Origin of the sequence: Mesorhizobium sp. YL-MeA3-2017, assembly GCF_030814575.1 — a bacterium.
In the GTDB taxonomy this organism is placed as follows: Bacteria; Pseudomonadota; Alphaproteobacteria; order Rhizobiales; family Rhizobiaceae; genus Mesorhizobium; species Mesorhizobium terrae.
Window position 1 is genome coordinate 1,948,157 of the sequence record NZ_JAUSVH010000001.1, and the last position, 17,688, is coordinate 1,965,844.

15 protein-coding genes and 1 pseudogene are annotated in these 17,688 nt (G+C 59.0%); 8 read left to right on the forward strand and 8 right to left on the reverse strand.

What is annotated here, in order from left to right:
- Window positions 1–19 precede the first annotated feature (19 nt).
- From QFZ88_RS09070 to QFZ88_RS09090, 5 genes are all read left to right on the forward strand, one after another.
- The gene (locus QFZ88_RS09070) at window positions 20–1,420 is read left to right on the forward strand and encodes an NAD(P)/FAD-dependent oxidoreductase (RefSeq protein ID WP_036255102.1); all 1,401 of its coding nucleotides are present in this window, start codon (window positions 20–22) and stop codon (window positions 1,418–1,420) included.
- Window positions 1,413–2,660 carry an NAD(P)/FAD-dependent oxidoreductase gene (locus tag QFZ88_RS09075; protein WP_024927001.1) on the forward strand — a complete coding sequence of 416 codons (1,248 nt, stop codon included), beginning with the start codon at window positions 1,413–1,415 and terminating at the stop codon, window positions 2,658–2,660. Before QFZ88_RS09070 ends, QFZ88_RS09075 begins: the two co-directional genes overlap by 8 nt.
- Window positions 2,661–4,073: an FGGY family carbohydrate kinase gene (locus QFZ88_RS09080; protein WP_024927002.1), complete on the forward strand. Its 1,413-nt coding sequence runs from the start codon at window positions 2,661–2,663 to the stop codon at window positions 4,071–4,073.
- Entirely contained in the window at window positions 4,022–4,345 is a 324-nt protein-coding gene (locus QFZ88_RS09085) for a methyltransferase (RefSeq protein WP_161773093.1), read from the forward strand. Before QFZ88_RS09080 ends, QFZ88_RS09085 begins: the two co-directional genes overlap by 52 nt.
- A gap of 234 nt (window positions 4,346–4,579) precedes the next feature.
- Window positions 4,580–6,121 (forward strand): winged helix-turn-helix domain-containing tetratricopeptide repeat protein, encoded by a 1,542-nt coding sequence (locus QFZ88_RS09090; RefSeq protein WP_024927003.1) that lies wholly within the window; start codon window positions 4,580–4,582, stop codon window positions 6,119–6,121.
- Here QFZ88_RS09090 and QFZ88_RS09095 read toward each other — a convergent pair.
- From QFZ88_RS09095 to QFZ88_RS09105, 3 genes are read right to left on the reverse strand one after another with little or no spacing between them, the layout of a single operon-like run.
- Window positions 6,118–7,512 carry a pyridoxal phosphate-dependent decarboxylase family protein gene (locus QFZ88_RS09095; RefSeq protein ID WP_024927556.1) on the reverse strand — a complete coding sequence of 465 codons (1,395 nt, stop codon included), beginning with the start codon at window positions 7,510–7,512 and terminating at the stop codon, window positions 6,118–6,120. The genes QFZ88_RS09090 and QFZ88_RS09095 overlap by 4 nt on opposite strands.
- A gap of 51 nt (window positions 7,513–7,563) precedes the next feature.
- Entirely contained in the window at window positions 7,564–7,812 is a 249-nt protein-coding gene (locus QFZ88_RS09100; protein ID WP_139116410.1) for a hypothetical protein, read from the reverse strand.
- A gap of 18 nt (window positions 7,813–7,830) precedes the next feature.
- Complete coding sequence (locus QFZ88_RS09105; protein WP_024927005.1) at window positions 7,831–8,493, reverse strand: LysE/ArgO family amino acid transporter; 663 nt, start codon at window positions 8,491–8,493, stop codon at window positions 7,831–7,833.
- 558 nt (window positions 8,494–9,051) lie between these two features.
- On the opposite strand from QFZ88_RS09105, the gene QFZ88_RS09110 reads away from it, so the two are divergent.
- Both QFZ88_RS09110 and QFZ88_RS09115 read left to right on the forward strand, forming a co-directional pair.
- Window positions 9,052–9,306: a helix-turn-helix domain-containing protein gene (locus QFZ88_RS09110; RefSeq protein ID WP_024927006.1), complete on the forward strand. Its 255-nt coding sequence runs from the start codon at window positions 9,052–9,054 to the stop codon at window positions 9,304–9,306.
- Window positions 9,306–10,631, forward strand: coding sequence for a type II toxin-antitoxin system HipA family toxin (locus tag QFZ88_RS09115; protein ID WP_024927007.1), 1,326 nt, complete (start codon window positions 9,306–9,308; stop codon window positions 10,629–10,631). The genes QFZ88_RS09110 and QFZ88_RS09115 overlap by 1 nt, the downstream gene beginning before the upstream one ends.
- Window positions 10,632–10,854: 223 nt before the next feature.
- Here QFZ88_RS09115 and QFZ88_RS09120 read toward each other — a convergent pair whose 3' ends face one another.
- The 3 genes and pseudogenes from QFZ88_RS09120 to QFZ88_RS09130 all read right to left on the reverse strand — a co-directional run.
- Window positions 10,855–11,400, reverse strand: coding sequence for a hypothetical protein (locus QFZ88_RS09120; RefSeq protein WP_139116411.1), 546 nt, complete (start codon window positions 11,398–11,400; stop codon window positions 10,855–10,857).
- A 218-nt stretch (window positions 11,401–11,618) separates the two neighbouring features.
- On the reverse strand, window positions 11,619–12,542 hold the full coding sequence (locus QFZ88_RS09125; RefSeq protein WP_150978954.1) for an HlyD family type I secretion periplasmic adaptor subunit: 924 nt from the start codon (window positions 12,540–12,542) through the stop codon (window positions 11,619–11,621).
- Between the two features lie 38 nt (window positions 12,543–12,580).
- Window positions 12,581–13,399: pseudogene (locus QFZ88_RS09130) on the reverse strand (ABC transporter transmembrane domain-containing protein); the annotation flags it as partial.
- On the opposite strand from QFZ88_RS09130, the gene QFZ88_RS09135 reads away from it, so the two are divergent.
- Window positions 13,334–13,546, forward strand: coding sequence for a hypothetical protein (locus tag QFZ88_RS09135; RefSeq protein ID WP_190234589.1), 213 nt, complete (start codon window positions 13,334–13,336; stop codon window positions 13,544–13,546). The pseudogene QFZ88_RS09130 and the gene QFZ88_RS09135 sit on opposite strands and share 66 nt — an antisense overlap.
- Window positions 13,547–14,130: 584 nt before the next feature.
- Here QFZ88_RS09135 and QFZ88_RS09140 read toward each other — a convergent pair.
- Window positions 14,131–16,227 carry an ATP-binding protein gene (locus QFZ88_RS09140; protein ID WP_024927056.1) on the reverse strand — a complete coding sequence of 699 codons (2,097 nt, stop codon included), beginning with the start codon at window positions 16,225–16,227 and terminating at the stop codon, window positions 14,131–14,133.
- On the reverse strand, window positions 16,224–17,492 hold the full coding sequence (locus QFZ88_RS09145) for an SIR2 family protein (RefSeq protein WP_024927057.1): 1,269 nt from the start codon (window positions 17,490–17,492) through the stop codon (window positions 16,224–16,226). The genes QFZ88_RS09140 and QFZ88_RS09145 overlap by 4 nt, the downstream gene beginning before the upstream one ends.
- Window positions 17,493–17,688 lie beyond the last annotated feature (196 nt).

Genomic DNA, 17,688 nt, shown 5'->3' on the forward strand with positions numbered 1-17,688 from the left:
CCAGCGTTCAGAAAGACAGATGATGAAGAGCCAGATCGGCTTATTCGACGTAGCGGTCGTCGGCGGCGGCGTCGTCGGCTGCGCCGTGGCCCGGCGCTTTGCGCTGGATGGTGCACGTGTCGTGCTCCTGGAAAAGGCGCCCGACATCTTGGCCGGCGCCAGCAAAGCCAATAGCGCGTTGCTGCACACCGGTTTCGACGCACCGCCCGGAAGCCTCGAACTCGCATGCATGCAGGCGGGGTACCGCGAGTATATCGAGATTCGCGATCGGATGAACTTGCCGCTGCTGGAAACCGGGGCGATGGTCGTTGCCTGGTCGGGCGAAGATTTGCCGCGTCTGAACGGCATCGCCGAACAGGCGCGAGCGAACGGCGTCGACGACGTAAGCCTGCTGGACAAAGCCGAGGTGTTGCGGCGCGAACCGCATCTTGCCACAAGCGTCCGCGGTGCGCTGCTTGTGCCGGGCGAACATGTCATCGACCCCTGGTCGGCGCCGCTCGCCTATCTGAGCCAGGCGGTGCTGAACGGTGCGCAGGCGCTGTTCAATGCGGAAGTTCTATCCGGTCGTCTCGAAGACGGCGTCTGGCTCCTCGATACGCCCAAGGGCCAGCTTCGCGCCCAAACGGTCATTAATTGCGCAGGCCTGTTCGGCGATATTCTGGAAGAGCGGCTACTCGGCGGTTCCAGCTTCACCATTCTGCCGCGAAAGGGCCAGTTCGTCGTCTTCGACAAGGCCGCCGCAGCTCTTTTGCGCACGATCATCCTGCCTGTGCCGAACGATCGCACCAAGGGCGTGGTGCTGGCCCGAACCATCTTCGGCAATGTGCTCGTCGGCCCGACGGCGGAAGAACAGATCGACCGCGACCGCGCCGACGTCGACCAGCGAACATTGCGCATGCTTATCGCCAAGGCGACCGAGATGGTTCCGGCGCTCGCCGATGCTCCGGTGACCGCCATCTATGCCGGACTTCGCCCGGCGACCGAGCGCAAGGAATACCGCGTCACCGCCAATCTTGAAAAGCGCTGGATCAGTGTCGGCGGCATCCGCTCGACGGGCCTCACGGCATCGCTTGGCCTGGCGCGCCACGTCGCCGAGTTGCACCGTGGTTTCGGCGACGACAAGCGCGCGCCGCTTACCGATCCGCTCTGGCCGCACATGCCCAACCTTGCTGAGCACATGGCGCGCGACTGGCAGGCCGATGGCCACGGCGAGATCGTCTGCCATTGCGAGCTGGTGACCCAACGCGAAATCGAACAGGCGCTCGCAGGCCCGTTGCCGGCCGGCGACATTGGCGGGCTCAAGCGCCGCACACGCGCCGGCATGGGGCGCTGCCAGGGATTTTACTGCCAGGCTCGAATTGCAGCGCTGACGGCCGGGAAGCTGGCCGAACCGCTGGCGGTGGAGACAAGCGATGAATGAGCCGATCGCCACCGATGTTGCCATCGTCGGCGGCGGCCCCGCCGGCATCGCCGCAGCCCTTGCCCTGCGCAAACGCGGGGTTTTGCGCGTTACCATCCTGGAGCGCGAGGACGTCGCGGGCGGCGTACCCCGGCATTGCGGGCACCCGCCCTTCGGTATGCGCGAATTCGGTCGCGTGCTGAGCGGCCCAGCCTATGCCAACAAGTTGTGCCGCGCCGCGCAAGACGCCGGTGTCGACATCCGACTCAACACCACGGTCACCGCACTTCAGCCGTCGGGAACGCTCGCTGTCACAATGCCGGGTGGCACCGCTAAGGTTTCAGCCCGCCGCGTAATCCTGGCGACGGGCGCGCGCGAGATGCCGCGTTCGGCGCGGCTGATGACAGGCGATCGGCCGATTGGCGTCATCACCACGGGAACGCTGCAGCACAGCATCTATATCGAGCACTCGAAGCCGTTTCGCCGGCCGGTCATCGTCGGCACCGAACTGGTCAGCCTTTCCGCCGTGCTGACCTGCTGGAAGGCCGGCATCCGCCCGGTCGCGATGGTCGAAACCGGCTCGCGGCCAACCGCGCGACGACCGCTCGACCTGTTTCCGCGGTTGCTCGGCATACCGATGCACTACGGTGCAGAAGTCAGGGACATCAAGGGGCGGTCGCGTGTCGAGACCGTGACGCTCCGGCTCGCAGACGGCTCGACAAGCGAGGTCGCATGCGACGGCATCCTTCTCACAGGACGTTTCGTGCCGGAAGCCGCGCTTGCTCGCCTCAGCCATTTGGCCGTCGATCCGGGTAGCGGTGGCCCGTCGATCGACCAGTTCGGGCGTTGCAGCGATCCCGCCTATTTCGCCGCCGGCAATTTGCTGCGTCCGGTCGAGACCGCCGGCTGGTCGTTTCGAGAGGGCGCGCGGATCGGTTCCGTTGTCGCGGACGATCTCGATGGCCTTTTGCCCATGGCTCGACAAGCGATCACCGTCGAGCGAGGCCCGGGGTTGAAACTCACAGTACCGCAGCGGATCGCGCTACCCTCGACGACGGCTTGCCTCGACCATATCCAGTTGCGTGCGGAGGCCAGCGGCAGCGGCCTGTTGAAGGTCGAGAGCGCTGGCCGCACAATCTGGCAGAAACATATGAGCGTGCTGCCTGAACGGCGGATTCTTGTTCCGCTGGCGACCGTGCTGCAAGCCTGCGACAAGGCGGAAACAATTTCAATCGGTTTCATCGAAGACAAGGCAAGCTAGATGCGGATCGCGGCAATCGACCAGGGAACGACGTCGACGCGCGTGCTGGTAGCGGGAACGGATGGCAGCCTGCGCATCGCCCACTCGCTGCGTCACGCCCAGCATTTTCCGTATCCTGGCTGGGTCGAGCATGACGCGCATGAACTGTTGCGCAATGTCGCTGCGTGTATCGACGCGGCCGGTGACGTCGACGCGATCGGTATCGACAACCAGGGTGAAAGCTGCCTCGCCTGGGACGCCGTGTCAGGCGAGCCGCTGTCGCCGGTCATCGTCTGGCAGGACAATCGCACCAAGGACGTCATCGAACGTCTTCGCGCGGGCGGTGCCGAAGCGGTGACGCTGGCGCGGGCCGGCCTGCCGCTCGATCCCTATTTCTCCGCCAGCAAGCTGGCCTGGATCATCGACAATGTTCCCGCCGTCCGCGCCGCCCAGGCAGCAGGTCGCCTGCGTCTCGGAACCACTGATGCCTTCTTCCTCGACCGGTTGACGGGGCGGTTCGTCACCGACGCGACGACGGCGTCACGCACCTCGCTGATGAACCTCGAAACCATGGGCTGGGACGAGGAGCTTTGCCGGCTATTTGGTGTGCCGATCGATGCGTTGCCGGAAATCGGACCGTCTGCCGGGCTTGTCATCGGCATGGCCGGAAAGACGCCCGTGACCGCGTCCATCGTCGACCAGCAAGCGGCTCTCTATGGACACGGTTGCCGCGAGGCAGGCGACGCCAAGATCACTTTCGGTACCGGCGCCTTCGCGCTGGCCGTCACCGGTTCGCGGATCGTTCGCAACCCCGAGATCGGCCTGTTGCCGACGGTCGCCTGGCAAACGCCGCACGAAACCGTCTACGCCGTCGACGGCGGCGTCTATGACGCAGGATCGGCGGTCGAGTGGCTTGGACGGATCGGCCTGATGAACGGCGTCGACGAGTTGCAGACCTTCACCGACGCACCGGCGATCGATCGTGGGTTAGTCTTTGTGCCAGCCCTGTCCGGACTGGCCTGCCCCTACTGGGACCGCAGCGCTGCCAGCCTTTGGCTTGGCATGTCCTCCGACACGACCAGGCAGCAGATGTGCCAATCCGCGCTTGAAGGCGTAGCGCTTGCCACCGTCGAGGTGATCGGTGCGATGGCGCGGGAGGTGGCGGTCGCGCAAAACCTATCGATCGATGGCGGCCTGTCGCGCAGCCCGTATTTCTCGCAATTTCTTGCCGATGCGCTGGGTCGGAATATCAGCACCAGATCCTTCGACGAATTGACCAGCCTCGGCTGCGCGGCGCTAGCGGCTCTTGCCGTTGGCACCGAGCTTCCTGCCATCGCCAAAGGTGACGTCGAATACCGCGCGCGCGACGTGGACAGGCAGGCGTGGCGACAGCGTTTCAATCAGGCAGTCGGCCATTCGCGCGGCTGGCGCTGAACGCCACCCGGCAGGAGGCGGGTATTGCCGAACGGCGCTACGCGGCAAAAGCTGGTCTGATCATCGAGCATGTCCTTGCTCCGGGAAATGCGTCGTCGTGGGGCAAGATGCTGGACGTGCAGCAACTCGTGCTGACCAACGGAGGACGCGAGCGGTCCGAAGAGGAATATGCCAGCCTGCTTACTGCAGCGGGGTTCAAGCTGAAACGCGTGATCCTAACGTCCTCGACGGCGAGCCTCATCGAGGCGTTCCCCGTCGCAGAATCCGGCTGATCCCATCCTTACCATTGGTACAAGCTCCACCTAGTGCCGTTGAAGAAGCCCTCGTTGGACCGAACGGCGGTGGCTGCGAGCAGCGATGTTTTGGAAGGGTGGAAGCTGGCAAAGTCCGAACGACAGAGCCTTGACTTCCGGAACCGCCCCCCAAGCTACGTCGCTCTCGCGATACGGCTGTCCATCGTCCGCAGACCCGTCTATTGGTAAGAGCATCGGTGTGCGACAGAATGTATGCCTCTCATTAGGTTCTTCGATTTTTGCTTCGACCCCGACGCCGAGCGCTTAACGCGCGGCGAAAATGAAATTTGGCTTCGACCCCGGACGCTTAAGCTTCTTTCCTACCTGTTTGGTCAGCCAGATCGCGTGATCGCCAAGGAAGAATTGATGGCGGCGCTCTGGCCAGACCGCATCGTAACTGACGACTCGCTGACGCAGTGCGTCAAGGATCTTCGCAAGGCCTTAGGGACCGATGCCGAAACTCTCGTCCGAACGGTGCATGGTCGAGGCTATGTTCTTGAAAGCAAGCTGTTCGATGTCTGCGCCAGCCCAAAAGATGAGACCACCACCGACGTTCTCCGATCCAATATGCGTTCAACGGTGGCCATCGGCTCAACCCGAGACCTTAGTCAAGAGGGTGCCCTGACGTGGCTGGCGTCGGGGCTGACCGAAGATTTTGTGAGCGCACTGTCGCGCATTCCACAGCTGACAGTGATCCATCCCGCGCCAAATTTCGAAACAGATCAGGAGCTCAGAACCTGGTCGACCTCGGCCGGTGTCGATTTCGTTCTGAGAACGAGTCTTCAAGCGAGTGGAAAACGCATACGTCTTTCGGTGCAAATCGTCGATGCTCGAACCATGCAACAGATTTGGTCTGAAACGTTCGATAGCCTTCTGGAACATGTGTTCGAAGCCCAGGACGAAATCGTGAGGAAGGTCGCGGTCGCCACCCAAACGGAACTGACATTCGGCGCATTGGCTCAGTTGTGGGAAGGTGGCACGAGATCCCTCGCCGCATGGACCGAGATGTGCGCAGGGCGCACCGAGTTCCTGAAATTCAACGCTATTTCCATGCGCGCGGCGCGAACCAGGCTTGCGAAGGCCGTTGAGCTTGACCCATCCTATACCGGCGCAATGATCCAACTCGGGCTGTGCTACTACTGGGATGCGCGGTTCAACACAGATCTCGATCGCGGAGAGTGCCTTCGCGCGGCCGAGAGCATGGCCAATGCGGCTTTTGCGATAACAACCGACCTTCCCACCGCGCATATGCTCCGAGGCGGTATTCTATTCCTGCGCGACAAACACGACGATGCTTTGACGGCGTGCAGAACGGCTGTCGGGCTTTCGCCGAGCGACTCCTGGGCAATCGCCTATTGCGGGCTCGTCCACGTTTATGCGGGCCAGGCGAAAGATGCACTGGATCTCGTCGCCCGAGCGAAGCAATTGAGCCCGCGATCGCCGGGTTGGTACACCTATGTCGAGGCGCTGGCGACGCTGGCGATAGGTGATCTCGTCAAAGCCGAGGCTCTCGCGATAATCAACCTTGAACAGGAGCCGGACGACACTGCCTCCTTTGTAAATCTTGCCCTGGCGCTGGCGATGCGCGGAAAGAAGGAGCAGGCATCGGGCATCATCCATACTCTTCGCCTCCAATTCCCGCGCTACAGCATGGCCGGCTTCATGCGATCGGAACGATATCGCGACGCCGCTTACCGTGACCGGCTGGCGGGTCTTCTTCTCGAATTGGGCATGCCTCCAAGATCCGATCTTTAGTCGTTGATTTCGTTTGCGGCATCGATGACTTCGCTCACGATGAGATCGACGGACTGCGGCGTCGCGCGATGATTGACGAAGCAGGCCCGCAGCGTAAACCGCCCACCGAAGCTGGCATTGGAGAGGTATACCCGACCCCGCGCAATCAAGCGGCGCAGGAGCGCCTCGTTGTCCTTGTCACGATGACCGAAACAAACCGCGCTGAGCGAAACCGGTGCGAACAGTTCGAGTTCAGGATGTTCCTCGATTTTGCGGGCCAGCAATTGGGCGTTTGCAAGGTCTTGCTCAATGGCGGCGCGGAAGGCGGCGCGACCATGATACTGCAGCGACATCCAGAGTTTCAGGGCTCGAAAGCGTCGAGTCAATTCGATCGACTCGTCAAAGAAGACGAACGACTCGATCGGGTCCTCGTTGAGCACCCGGACGTAATCCGCCTGTTGCGAGAAGGCGCGGCGCGCAGCGTTCCGGTCCCGGTAAAGCAGGCAGCCGCAATCGACAGGCTGATAGAGCCATTTATGAGCATCGATTGACACGGAATCGGCAAGCGAGAGACCCGCGAAATACTCAGGCTTCGCAAGAGCAGCGAGGCCGCCATACGCACCGTCCACGTGCAGCCAAAGATCCTGTTCTCTCGCAATCGCGGCGATCTCTTCAACGGGATCGATCGCGCCGCTGACGACCGTGCCAGTCGTTGCGATCACGGCAATCGGCATCAAGCCGGCGGCGCGGTCATCGGTTATGGCGCGATGTAGTAAGTCGGGTTGCATGCGTAGAGCGTCATCGGTCTCGATTAGCCTAAGATTCTTCCGACCAAGCCCCAACAAGGCCATGGCTTTGGGAATCGAGAAATGAACCTCTTTCGAGCAGTAGACGATGCCGCCGCCACTTCCATTTTCGTTGGCGGAGCATTTGGCCTCGCGTGCTATCGCGAGCGCCATCAGATTGGCGGTTGACCCACCGCCGCAGAGACTGCCGCTGAGACCTGGACACCCAATCGCGTCCGCCAGCCAACTTATGACCGTGCGTTCAATGGTCGTCGCGGCCGGCGACGACCGCCATGAGGTAACGTTCTGATTAAGCGCAGCAACCAGAAGCTCGCTTACCGCGCTGACAGGCTCGCCGGAGCCGAATACATAACCGAAGAACCTGTCGCCGGCGGGCCTTGATCGATCCGCAATTGGACCAAAGCTTTCGAAGACGGCGGGCCCGATCCCCTCCTCAGACCAAGAACGGGTCAACAGCGCCTCGGTCTCGGCTCCGCTTGTTGCCGGGTAGGTCCGCCGTTCAGGAAGCGAAAGCCAATAGGCCTTTGCGATATCAGCAACGGCGTCGACTAAAGCTGTTGTCTCGCCGTCTGATAGAAGCAAGCTGTTACGTTGTGACTTCATCATATCCAGGCTCCAGAACAACAATGGGGCTATTCTGCACGAATGCGCTCGAAACTAAGTTGCGGGGCTTTTGGCGCTCTGAATGGGCCCAAGTGGCACTTTAGCACCAGCCCTCGCGTGCGTATGGCGCTTCCACGCGGTCAAGCCGATGACGGCCAGGCAGCAGAATGTGTGGAAGCGCCGTTCCGATCGCGCAGGACGCAGCGATTTGGAGGGATATCGGAAACGATCTGCTGCGCCATCGGTGAAGGTGAAGATCGCCAGCATGAACTGTGCTGATGTCATTGTAGCGGGCATGATCATGACCTTCTCCTCTGTCGATCAGAGGATGGCCGCCGCTTGCGAGGCGGCAACGATCAGCAGCAGCAAGCCGGCGAGACGGTTGAATGAAGCTTGCGCTCGGGGGCTTTGCAGCCATGGCGCAAGGACGCGTCCGAAGGCTGGAAGCCCGCAGAAACGTACGCCTGAGGCACCGAGGAAGCCGAGTGCGAACCAGATACGCAGGCTGTTGTCGTAGCTTGAGGAAAACACCCCAACGAGCAGCATGATCTCGATATAGACCAGTGGGTTCAACCAGGTCGTGACCAGCATTGATACGATGGCCTGTCCGCGGGTTTCGCCACCATTTCGTGCCCACTCCGGCCGGTTCGCACTACCGGCGGACCTCAACGCCTTGATCGCACACCATATGACGAAGGCGATACCTGCGGTCTGCATGGCAGTCTGGACCGAAGGCACTATCTGCAAGAAAGCACCGACACCGGAGACACCGGCGATCACAATGAGGATCTCGGAAAGGTATCCCGTTGCCGCCACCACGGCAGGATTCCTGTGCAAGGCTCCAGCCTGGATGAGCTTGAGGTTCTGCGGACCGATCGAGAAAATCGCACCTGCGCCCAGTCCAAAGCCGGTCATCATCGCGGTGAGTGCAAAACTTGGCTGCAACATGTTCGTCTCCTCTTCGATGGCCGTGCCGACCAGCATTGAGGAGAGTGTGTGCCCCGCATCAGATGAATGTCCTGACGCCGTGCTGAAAGATTCGTGAAATAATCGAACGGACGAATTCCGTATGTCCGCGCTCTTTTCGATTCTGCAACCCGTGCAAGTCGGTGACGCCTGCAACGGGGGCCGGAAGCCGTCCGTCCGCTATCGGGGCGAGCTCGGCGGATAGCCGCCATTTGACAACCAACCCGAAACTAGACGCTCGAGCGGCGCGCGACTGCACGTTCGCTACGAGCTCACTTTTCCAAACGCTACCAAATGGTCATTGGCAGCTTTGGCTAGTCATGCGTTCACCTCACGCAGAAGGGCGTCGGGGTTCCACACCCGTTCGGCAATTTGGCGATAAAGTTGGCTTCGTTCTTCGGGGTCGGATTTTTTGAATGTGTGACAGACTGCACAGCCTATGACTTCAAACTCCATCTATACGTGACCGCGCATAATTTTCATTTATACGGACTCGCGTATAATTGCATTTTAAACGCGAATGCGTATATTGTAATTTTATACGGAGTCACGTATATTCTCAGCTGGAGGTTCCCAATGAACGGACAGATCGCCCGCACGGAAAAACAACTCGGCGCCATCCTGCGTCGCGTCCGCAAACAGTACGGCCTAACGCAAGGCGCATTGGGTGAGCAAATCCATCTCCGCCAGGGGACTGTTTCGCGCCTTGAGGCCGGCGAGCCGGCTGTGCAGCTCCGGACTCTGATGGAAGCTCTATCCGCTCTCCGCCTTGAGCTTGTAGTGCGGCCGCGTACCGAAGCGCGCGCTGCCGATATCGAGGATATTTTCTAATGGCGAGAAGGAAAGCAAACGCGCCTCTGAATGTTTTCCTAAACGGCCGCCTCGTCGGGCTGCTGCGCCGGGAAGCTACAGGCGCTATCGACTTCAAGTACGATAACAAATGGCTCGGCTGGGAGCACGGCTTTCCGGTCTCCTTGTCGCTGCCTCTGCGCGAGGACCGTTATATCGGCACGCCCGTCATCAACGTGTTCGACAACCTGCTGCCGGATAATGAGCCCATCAGGAAGCGCGTAGCCGAGCGTGTCGGCGCAGGCGGTACCGATGCCTACAGCCTGCTGACAGCCATTGGCCACGATTGCGTCGGCGCCTTGCAATTTCTTTCCGATGGCGCTGATCCGGGAACGGTCGGGCAGGTCGATGGGAAACCCGTCGCCGACGGCGAAATCGGCGAGATCATCAACAATCTGGCCAGCGCTCCCCTGGGTGTCGGGGAAGATGAGGATTTTCGCATCTCGATCGCCGGCGCGCAGGAGAAGACCGCCCTGCTTCGTGTCGACGGCCAATGGTTCAAGCCTACCGGCACAACTGCGACCACCCATATCCTCAAACCGCAGATCGGACAGCTTCCCAACGGGATCGACCTCTCGAATAGCGTCGAGAACGAGTATCTCTGCCTTAAGCTGCTGGAGGGTTTTGGCATCCCGGCCGCGAATGTGGAGATCGCTGATTTCGGAGGGCGCCGTACCCTGATCGTCGAACGCTTCGACCGTCGGTGGGCAAGAGACGGCCGCCTTCTTCGTTTGCCGCAGGAAGATATCTGTCAGGCCCTTTCGGTACCGCCTACACGCAAATACCAATCCGATGGCGGTCCGGGCATGCGGGAGATTGTCCAGCTTCTGAAAGGCAGCGACAGGCCCGAGGACGATATCGCCATCTTTATGCGGACATGCATTGTGTTCTGGATGCTCGGCGCGACCGACGGCCATGCCAAGAATTTCAGCGTGTTCCTCGACCCTGGCGGACGCTTTCGCATGACGCCCATGTACGACGTGCTGACGGCGCAGCCGAGCCTTGATGCCGGACAAATTCAGCGCAAGAAATTCAAGCTGGCTATGTCCGTTGGCAAGAACCGGCACTACCCGGTACTGGACATCATGCCTCGCCATTTTGTGCAAACAGCGGACATTGCCGGTGTCGGCAAATCTCTCATGCGCGCGATATTCGATGATCTGTCAGCGCATGCCATGCGCCAAGCCGATGGCGTGATAAGCTCGCTGCCAGACAGCTTTCCCGATGAGCTTGTCGACTCGGTTCGCTCCGCAATCGAGGCGCGCGCCTCTCTTCTTGCTGAGACGAAAGATGCCGCTCTGGCTTAACGTAGTCCGCGCGGCACTCTTCGTAAAAGCTGCAACGCCCGCAATGAATCCATCTTGCGCCGCCAGTGAATAACCGAGAACTTTGCTCCCTAGTTCCTGGTTTCGATCATTCGAACCTGATACGCTCGGACCAATGCTGCTCGACATATTGCGCTCCATGCCGTCTTATATTTGTGAATTTACCATACGCCTCGAAGTGGAAGTTTCTATGCTTAACAAAATTTCACCCACCACCATCTTCTGCATCGCAAACTTTCGGCCTGCTCTTAAACTGAACTAACAGCATTATTACAGAAAATACTATGGAAAAGTACGTAAACGAGATTAGAAAAGCCTTCTTGATTGATATAAGATCTAGAGAATCATGAACTGAAGGGCCTATACTTGAACTCCTGAATGCCGGATATGCCGAAGCGGCCACCGATAGCGCTGTAATACATAAAACTACAACCAGCGGCTTTGAGACATCATATCCACCGGAAATAACAATATTGATAAAAATCATTGATACCGCCCATAGTATCCAAATAAAACTCAAGTAACTGCACAGTTTAATATATATATCGATGTCTTCTGCTCGCATCGGTAACAGGCTATCTTTCACTAACGCTAAGAAAAAATCGCGTGATAAAAAATTCCATGGCCAGAGCCAATCTGGTAGAGGAAATTCCATGAAGGGCGAGCGGAAGGTAGGACTCGCAGTAAAAATAGACGTAAATAAAATTGACGCTACGAAAAAAATAATAAAACTTCTCATCAGAATGTACATTCTGAGTCCGAATAAATAAGAAAATTTATTAGTATATATATCCGTATATTTCAACTCAGAGACCTTAACAAAGCTAAGCGCATCTCTGTACTCATCCAAGGAAATATTTGTCGGATTTTTCGACGAGATGTTAATAGCGCGTCTGAGGCTATTCATCGTAAATATCTCTGTGATTTTAGGAAATTTTCGGCTGCATGTGGTCACGACGATGCTTTTCTTCACCTCTCATGAAACGCCTCATCTTTCATCTCCATGAGTGGATCGAGCAGGAATTCGATGACACGGCGATCGCCGGTCTTGATCTCGGCGGTGACCGACATGCCGGGCGTTAGTGGGACGTCCTGGCCATCGGCGCGGATGCTGGTATCCGCCATGGCGATGCGCACCGGGAAGACGAGCGGTCCGGCTGTTTGTTGAGCAGTGTCTGGGGCGGCTTCCTTGGTGCCCGCTGTCGGCTTGGCGGGAATCGCATCGTTGGAGACCGACTGCACCGAGCCATCGAGCGTGCCGTAGCGGGTGAAGGGGAATGCCTCGAGCTTGATGCGGGCACTCTGGCCCTCGCGCACAAAACCCTTGTCCTTGTTGAGCAGCATCGCTTCCACTTCGAGTGCCGTGCCGTCGGGCACCACCACCATCAGGCGCTGGCCGGTCTGCACGACCTCGCCAAAGGTGGTGATTTCCACCTGTTGCACGCGGCCGGAAACCGGGGCTTTCAGCGTGCTCGCCCGCTCGAACAGTTCCGCCTTGGTGAGATCCTGCCGCAGCGTGCCGATCTCCTTGTCCGTATCGGTCAGTTCCGTCATCAGCTTGTCGAGATAGGCTTCGTGGCGTTCGCGCTTGCGCGCTTCGAGCGCGGATTTGGTTGCTCCGAGTTCGGCGATGTGGCCTTCGTCGGTGACAACCGCCAGCAATTGATCCTGCTTGCTCTGGCGCGCGTCGATGGTGCGCGACTTGATGCCGAGGCCACGGCCTTCGAGTTCCTCGAAGACATCGAGCCGGTCGCCGGTCAGATTGACCAGCTTCTGGCGCTCGGCCAGCGTTTTGGCGCCGCGCTCGATCTCGACTTTCTTCGCGGCAATGTCGGCCGCGAGACTGAGCTGTTCCGCCTCATATGCGGCCAGACGACGATCAAGGTCAGCCATGGGCTGTAGAGATACATCACAGCCAGGAACACAAAGAGAAAAAACACGTCGAGCAGCACGGTGAGCGCCGAGCCGGTGAGAAACGCGCGGATGTTCTCCAGTTCGTGCACGCGGGCCACCGTCTGCCCGGTTTGGCGCGCCTCGAAATAGGCGATCGGCAACCCCAGGAGATGATTAAACAGCTTGGCACCCAACGCCACATCGATCCGGCTGGTCGTGTGTGTCGTCACATAAGTCCGCAAGCCGGTGAGCAGCACCTCGAACAACGACACCACGGAAAGGCCGATCACCAGCACTTCCAGCGTCGTCAGGCCGTTGTGGACCAGCACCTTGTCGATGACCAGCTGGAAGAAGATCGGCGAGATCAGGCCGAGCAATTGCACGAAGAACGAGGCAAGCAGCACTTCGGCGAAGACCCAACGGTAACGGATCATCTCCGGAATGAACCAGGAGAAATCGAAGCGTCGGGCAAACCCGTCGGCAAAGGCACGACTGGTGATCAGGATGGCAAAGCCGCTCCATCCCGCCTCGAATTCCTCTCGAGACAGTTCCTGCGCGGCACCGATCGCGGGATCCTGGATAAGCACCTTGTCGGCGGACAGTCCCGCCAGGATGGCAAAACCGCCGCTTGCCTTCTCGACGATGACGGGCAGCGCCAGCCGATCCAGCCGCTTTACGGCTGGCCGCACTACGCGCGCCTTGAGTTTCAGGCGTTTGGCGGCCCTGACTATGTCTTCGCGGCCTGCAACATCAACACCGGCGGGTCCTCCCGCCGAACCAAGTCCAAGATCATGCCGGATGACATCGGCATCCGCTGGTCGCCGCAAATATTGCGCGATCAACGCCAAGCATACCACGCCCGTATCGACTGGAGCCGCATGCGGCTCGACACTGTTCACACGCCCGCCCCGCGCAACAGAAAGTTTCCTCACCGCCAACTTCTGCACTTCGCAGAAAGCGATGCAAGCACCGGCTGCAAACAAAAAGTGGAAATCAATTGTTAGATGTTTTTATCGGGCACTCGTAGCCTTCCTTTCACAGGTCTCGTATTGGCGAGGGAGGAGGAGCGAAGAAATGGTGATTAGTGCTACGGCAATCCTGCACGCCTGCACCATGACATCAACGCAAAGATGAAGCGGATTCATCGTCGTCTCACGATTTGAAAGCGCTAACGGTGCAGCGCTCAGATTGCGTATGCCAGATACGGCAAATACAAAAACGGACACAAGTTGCTGTCTGCCGGAGCTGAGAACTCGCATGCAGCCCACAATTCAGGCCGGGCGGCTCATTCGCAATTCGAACCAAATAGCGCGTCCGAATTGGGGACCGGGAGCTGACGGGCAGCTCCTTGACGCGAAAGTGCGGAAAGCGGACATCACCCGGGACCGAGTACAAATGTCGCAAAGTGACCAACCCAGACTGACCACTTTAGTACGACGGTAGGCGGCTGCTCGCAGCCTCTATCCCGTTGCGCGACCGTTAGTACATACCTTGCTCTGACATTCGAGCATGTCTCCCACTGTTCAGGTCTCGCCGCGACCGTATATGCGTATGGAGGTGAAGGCACACATGCAGTGGGAGCGCTGTTTCAAGCCTGCGATAAACCAGTCCAATCCTTCACCAGACTGGGCCAGTCGATCGCTCGCGGCTTCTTGCCGGTCCAAACCTCCCAGAAATCGGGATCCGACGACCGAGGACGGTGCACTTCGGCAAGTTCCTCCATCTCGACGAGAAGCGGGATAGGTGTAGCCCATCCAAGGAGAACTGCTTGTCGTGAAGGCAAGCTTGGCAGTTCCTTCAGTAGACCTGCGACATTGTCGGGAACGAGTCGGGCAACCAGTGCCTGATCGAGATCGTTCACGATCCGATGGAGCAAGAACGTATTGCACTGCGCTAGGATGGTCGACGAGAGTTCGGATGGGCGTTGCGACGACAGCATAAGGCCAAGGCCGAACTTGCGTCCCTCGCGTGCGATCTTCTCAAAAATTTCGCGGCATAGCTGCGCCGGATTCTCGGCCGGCCCCTCATCGTTTGCTCCGCGCCGTACGAAACTGTGCGCTTCCTCCAGCACTAGCGTCGTTGGAAGCGGGCGGCCCTGAGGATGCAGCCGACGGTAGCGCTGCAAGGCTTCGAATACGAGGCGTGCAAGAACCGCCACGACGACATGAATGATCTCTGACGGTACAAGGGAAAGGTCGATAATTGCGACTTGGCCGTTGGCGGAGGCATCGCTGCCTATGAGATCGTTGAGCCAAGCATCAAGAGTGAGAGTGGGTTCGCTGCCGACTACCTGCCCGAGACGTGGATCGGCCATCATGCCGCGGATACGCATGCCGAGAGTGCTGATGAAACCGGCTAGCCCTGCGCCTTCGGTCGCGGCAATCCGCTCAAGATGGTCGGAGAGCATATCCACATCGAACGGAATTGGCGCGTCCTCAGTCACTTGCGCCGCAACAAGACCGTCCGCAACAGCATCCAGGAAGCTTTGAAGCGATGTCTGTACGGATTCGATTTCTTGCACCGTGAAACTATTGAACCATCCGTTATTACCACGGCGATTGTTCGCGATATCACGAACTGAGGACGCAATGTCGGTTAGCAGCGCCTGCGGATCGCCTGCGATCCGCGCGCTCAAATCATCACAGTCTGTCGCGATGTTATCTAAGAGCTCGCCACATTGGCGTCGCGGTCCCGGTTCGCCGGCGAATGATGCGGGCCCTCGGGAAAGCAATGCGTCCACGAGGAGCCGATAGGAATGGACGTGGCGCCGCACCAGCGCTTCGGGCGGCATGCCCTCCAGATTGCCGCTTTTAAGATCGCGTAAGGCTTGTAGCAACAGAGGACGTTGGGCTCCAGGCCTCGCGAATGAGACAGCCGTCCATTCATGACCGTTCCACAACCAGGCCGGCAAACGAAGCGGCCGTTCGCCTACCTCGGCGTTCACCGGCGGAACCCTAAACAAGCGAACCTTGTCGCCCCTATCTTCAAAGGCGCGCGCGTATTCGCCGTTAGGATCGAGGATGACAAAGCGCGCATTGGGTGCTTGCATGCCTTCTTCTAGCGCCTCTTGTGCCGCTTCCAGCGACCATCGGATCAGCCCGGCGACTGAACACGATTTCCCACTACCGGTGTTGCCCAACACGGCAACGTGCCGACCAAAGATTTTGTCGGGGTCGACCATGATCGATGTGTCGGCGGCCAGCGGCGACGAACCGATACGGACTCTTCGATCCTTGTCCTTCGCCCCCACGATGGCGGCAATCTGTTCCGGCGTCGGGATCAGAACTTGGTCACCAACGGATGGAAAGGCGATCACGCCGCGGCTCAACTCGTACACGCTGGTATCGGCGCGACGATCGCGGCGCACGGTCAGCGTCCCGATTGGTGCAAGTGCCATCTTCCGCAACGGAAATGGTAAGTCGATCAGACCAAAGTCCTTGAGCCCGGATCGCTTTGGATAAGGCGAGCGTTCAATGCCGATCCAAGTCACGTAAGCAACGGTTGCGCCAGCCTCATTTGGAATAAGCACATAGCTGTTGAGGCGCGGAAAACTTGTCGGAGTGCCCGTATTGAGCGCGGTCGACTGCGGCGCATCGAGATCGAGCAGCACGCGGATTTCGTCGGACGAGATAGACTCGACGGTGCCGATGACGAGTGCGGCAAGCCGTTCGATTGGCGAGTTCATTGGGTTCCACCATTGTCAGTCGGTGCCTCGGCGTAGGCTCGGTTCTTCAGCAATTCGGACATACGGCCGGTAATGTAATCGAGTGCGGGCTTCGGCAAGTAGTCATCAACGAGCCGCTGAAGACTCCCAAAATGCCTGCCGGCGAGGAAACTCACCTGCGCTGGCCGCGTCTGACCGAGGAAGTTCTTGACTCGGTCGTCGAGGTCGAACGCGATGATAACCAAATGCGCCGAGGGCACTGACAGCATGTCGAGCAGTACGCGATTTATGTGATCGTCACCGAAACCGTAGCCGTACGTTACAACCACGGAATTGGGTCTACATGTTGCGGATGCAAAGTCGCGGAAAAGTTCGGCGTAGGGATACTGTGTCGTCTCGACGTCCTTTGCTGGGTTCGGATAGATCATCACCGTGTCGACCGGAGAGTCCGGAAGACTTGGGTGATCGTCGGCAGCACCAAAGGGCGTCTCAGCGCGATAGATTCGGCGCATAGAGGCTTCGAAACGCCAGTCTAGGCTTCCGTGCAGCTTGGTAAAACGCACCACCCCTTCCATGAAACGCGGTTCGCCCCGGATGCCGGGTGGATTGTAGTGGTAATCCAGTTCAATGCGTGTGTTGCGAAACCAAGGTTGCAGCGAACCCACAAATCGGTCGATGATCCGCAGTCCGGCATCGTCGCAGCCGCGCTCGATCAGACGATCATAATTGGTTGTGAAAATATGCAGGCGCTCACGTGAGGCAGCGCGGCTTGCGAAGCTAAGCAGAAATGACTGTAGCATAGCAGATGCTGGCACGCTGTCTGACTGCGCAATGCCACGTTCGGTCGCCAACAATGAATAGAGAAATATCTCGATCGCCTTGTTAATATCAGCGCGCACCGCCTTTGCGGCGGTGGCATCGATGATATCCAAGCCGTCGAGAACAGCGATTGCGCTACGTAGCTGGTCCTCGATGTTGGCCTCTCCGCGCCCCATCTTCTTGGCGCTAATGGTAGCGTGGTCCATGATTGCCTTCGCGTGCGGGGATGCGCTGGCAGCCGTTCCCATACCGGTAGCGTCCACGCCTGCGGAAAACGCCACCGCAGTCGTAAATCCGCTCCCGAGAAGCAAGTTGAGGTGCTCTGCCTGAAACACAGCGGACAACCACGGCTCGATCTTCCGCCGGTGCATCGAAACAAACTGGTCGAGTTCATCGGCCCCGGCTGGAATGGAATCGAAGGCCTCGCTGGACGATCCCACCCTATAGCTATGCACCTTCCACTCCATAGTTCCCCCTATTTTTCTATTGCGAGCAGACCTGTCACAAAACGCCTTCTCGACCGACGCAAATCGCAACTGCCAAGCGAAATTAACATTCTACTTTGATGGTTGGACAGCCTTGAGCGTACTCGCAAACCGGAGCAAATCGCCAATATGCACGCAAGTCTGCTTTCCCAAAAGGCGCAGATGGTCTAGCCATTGG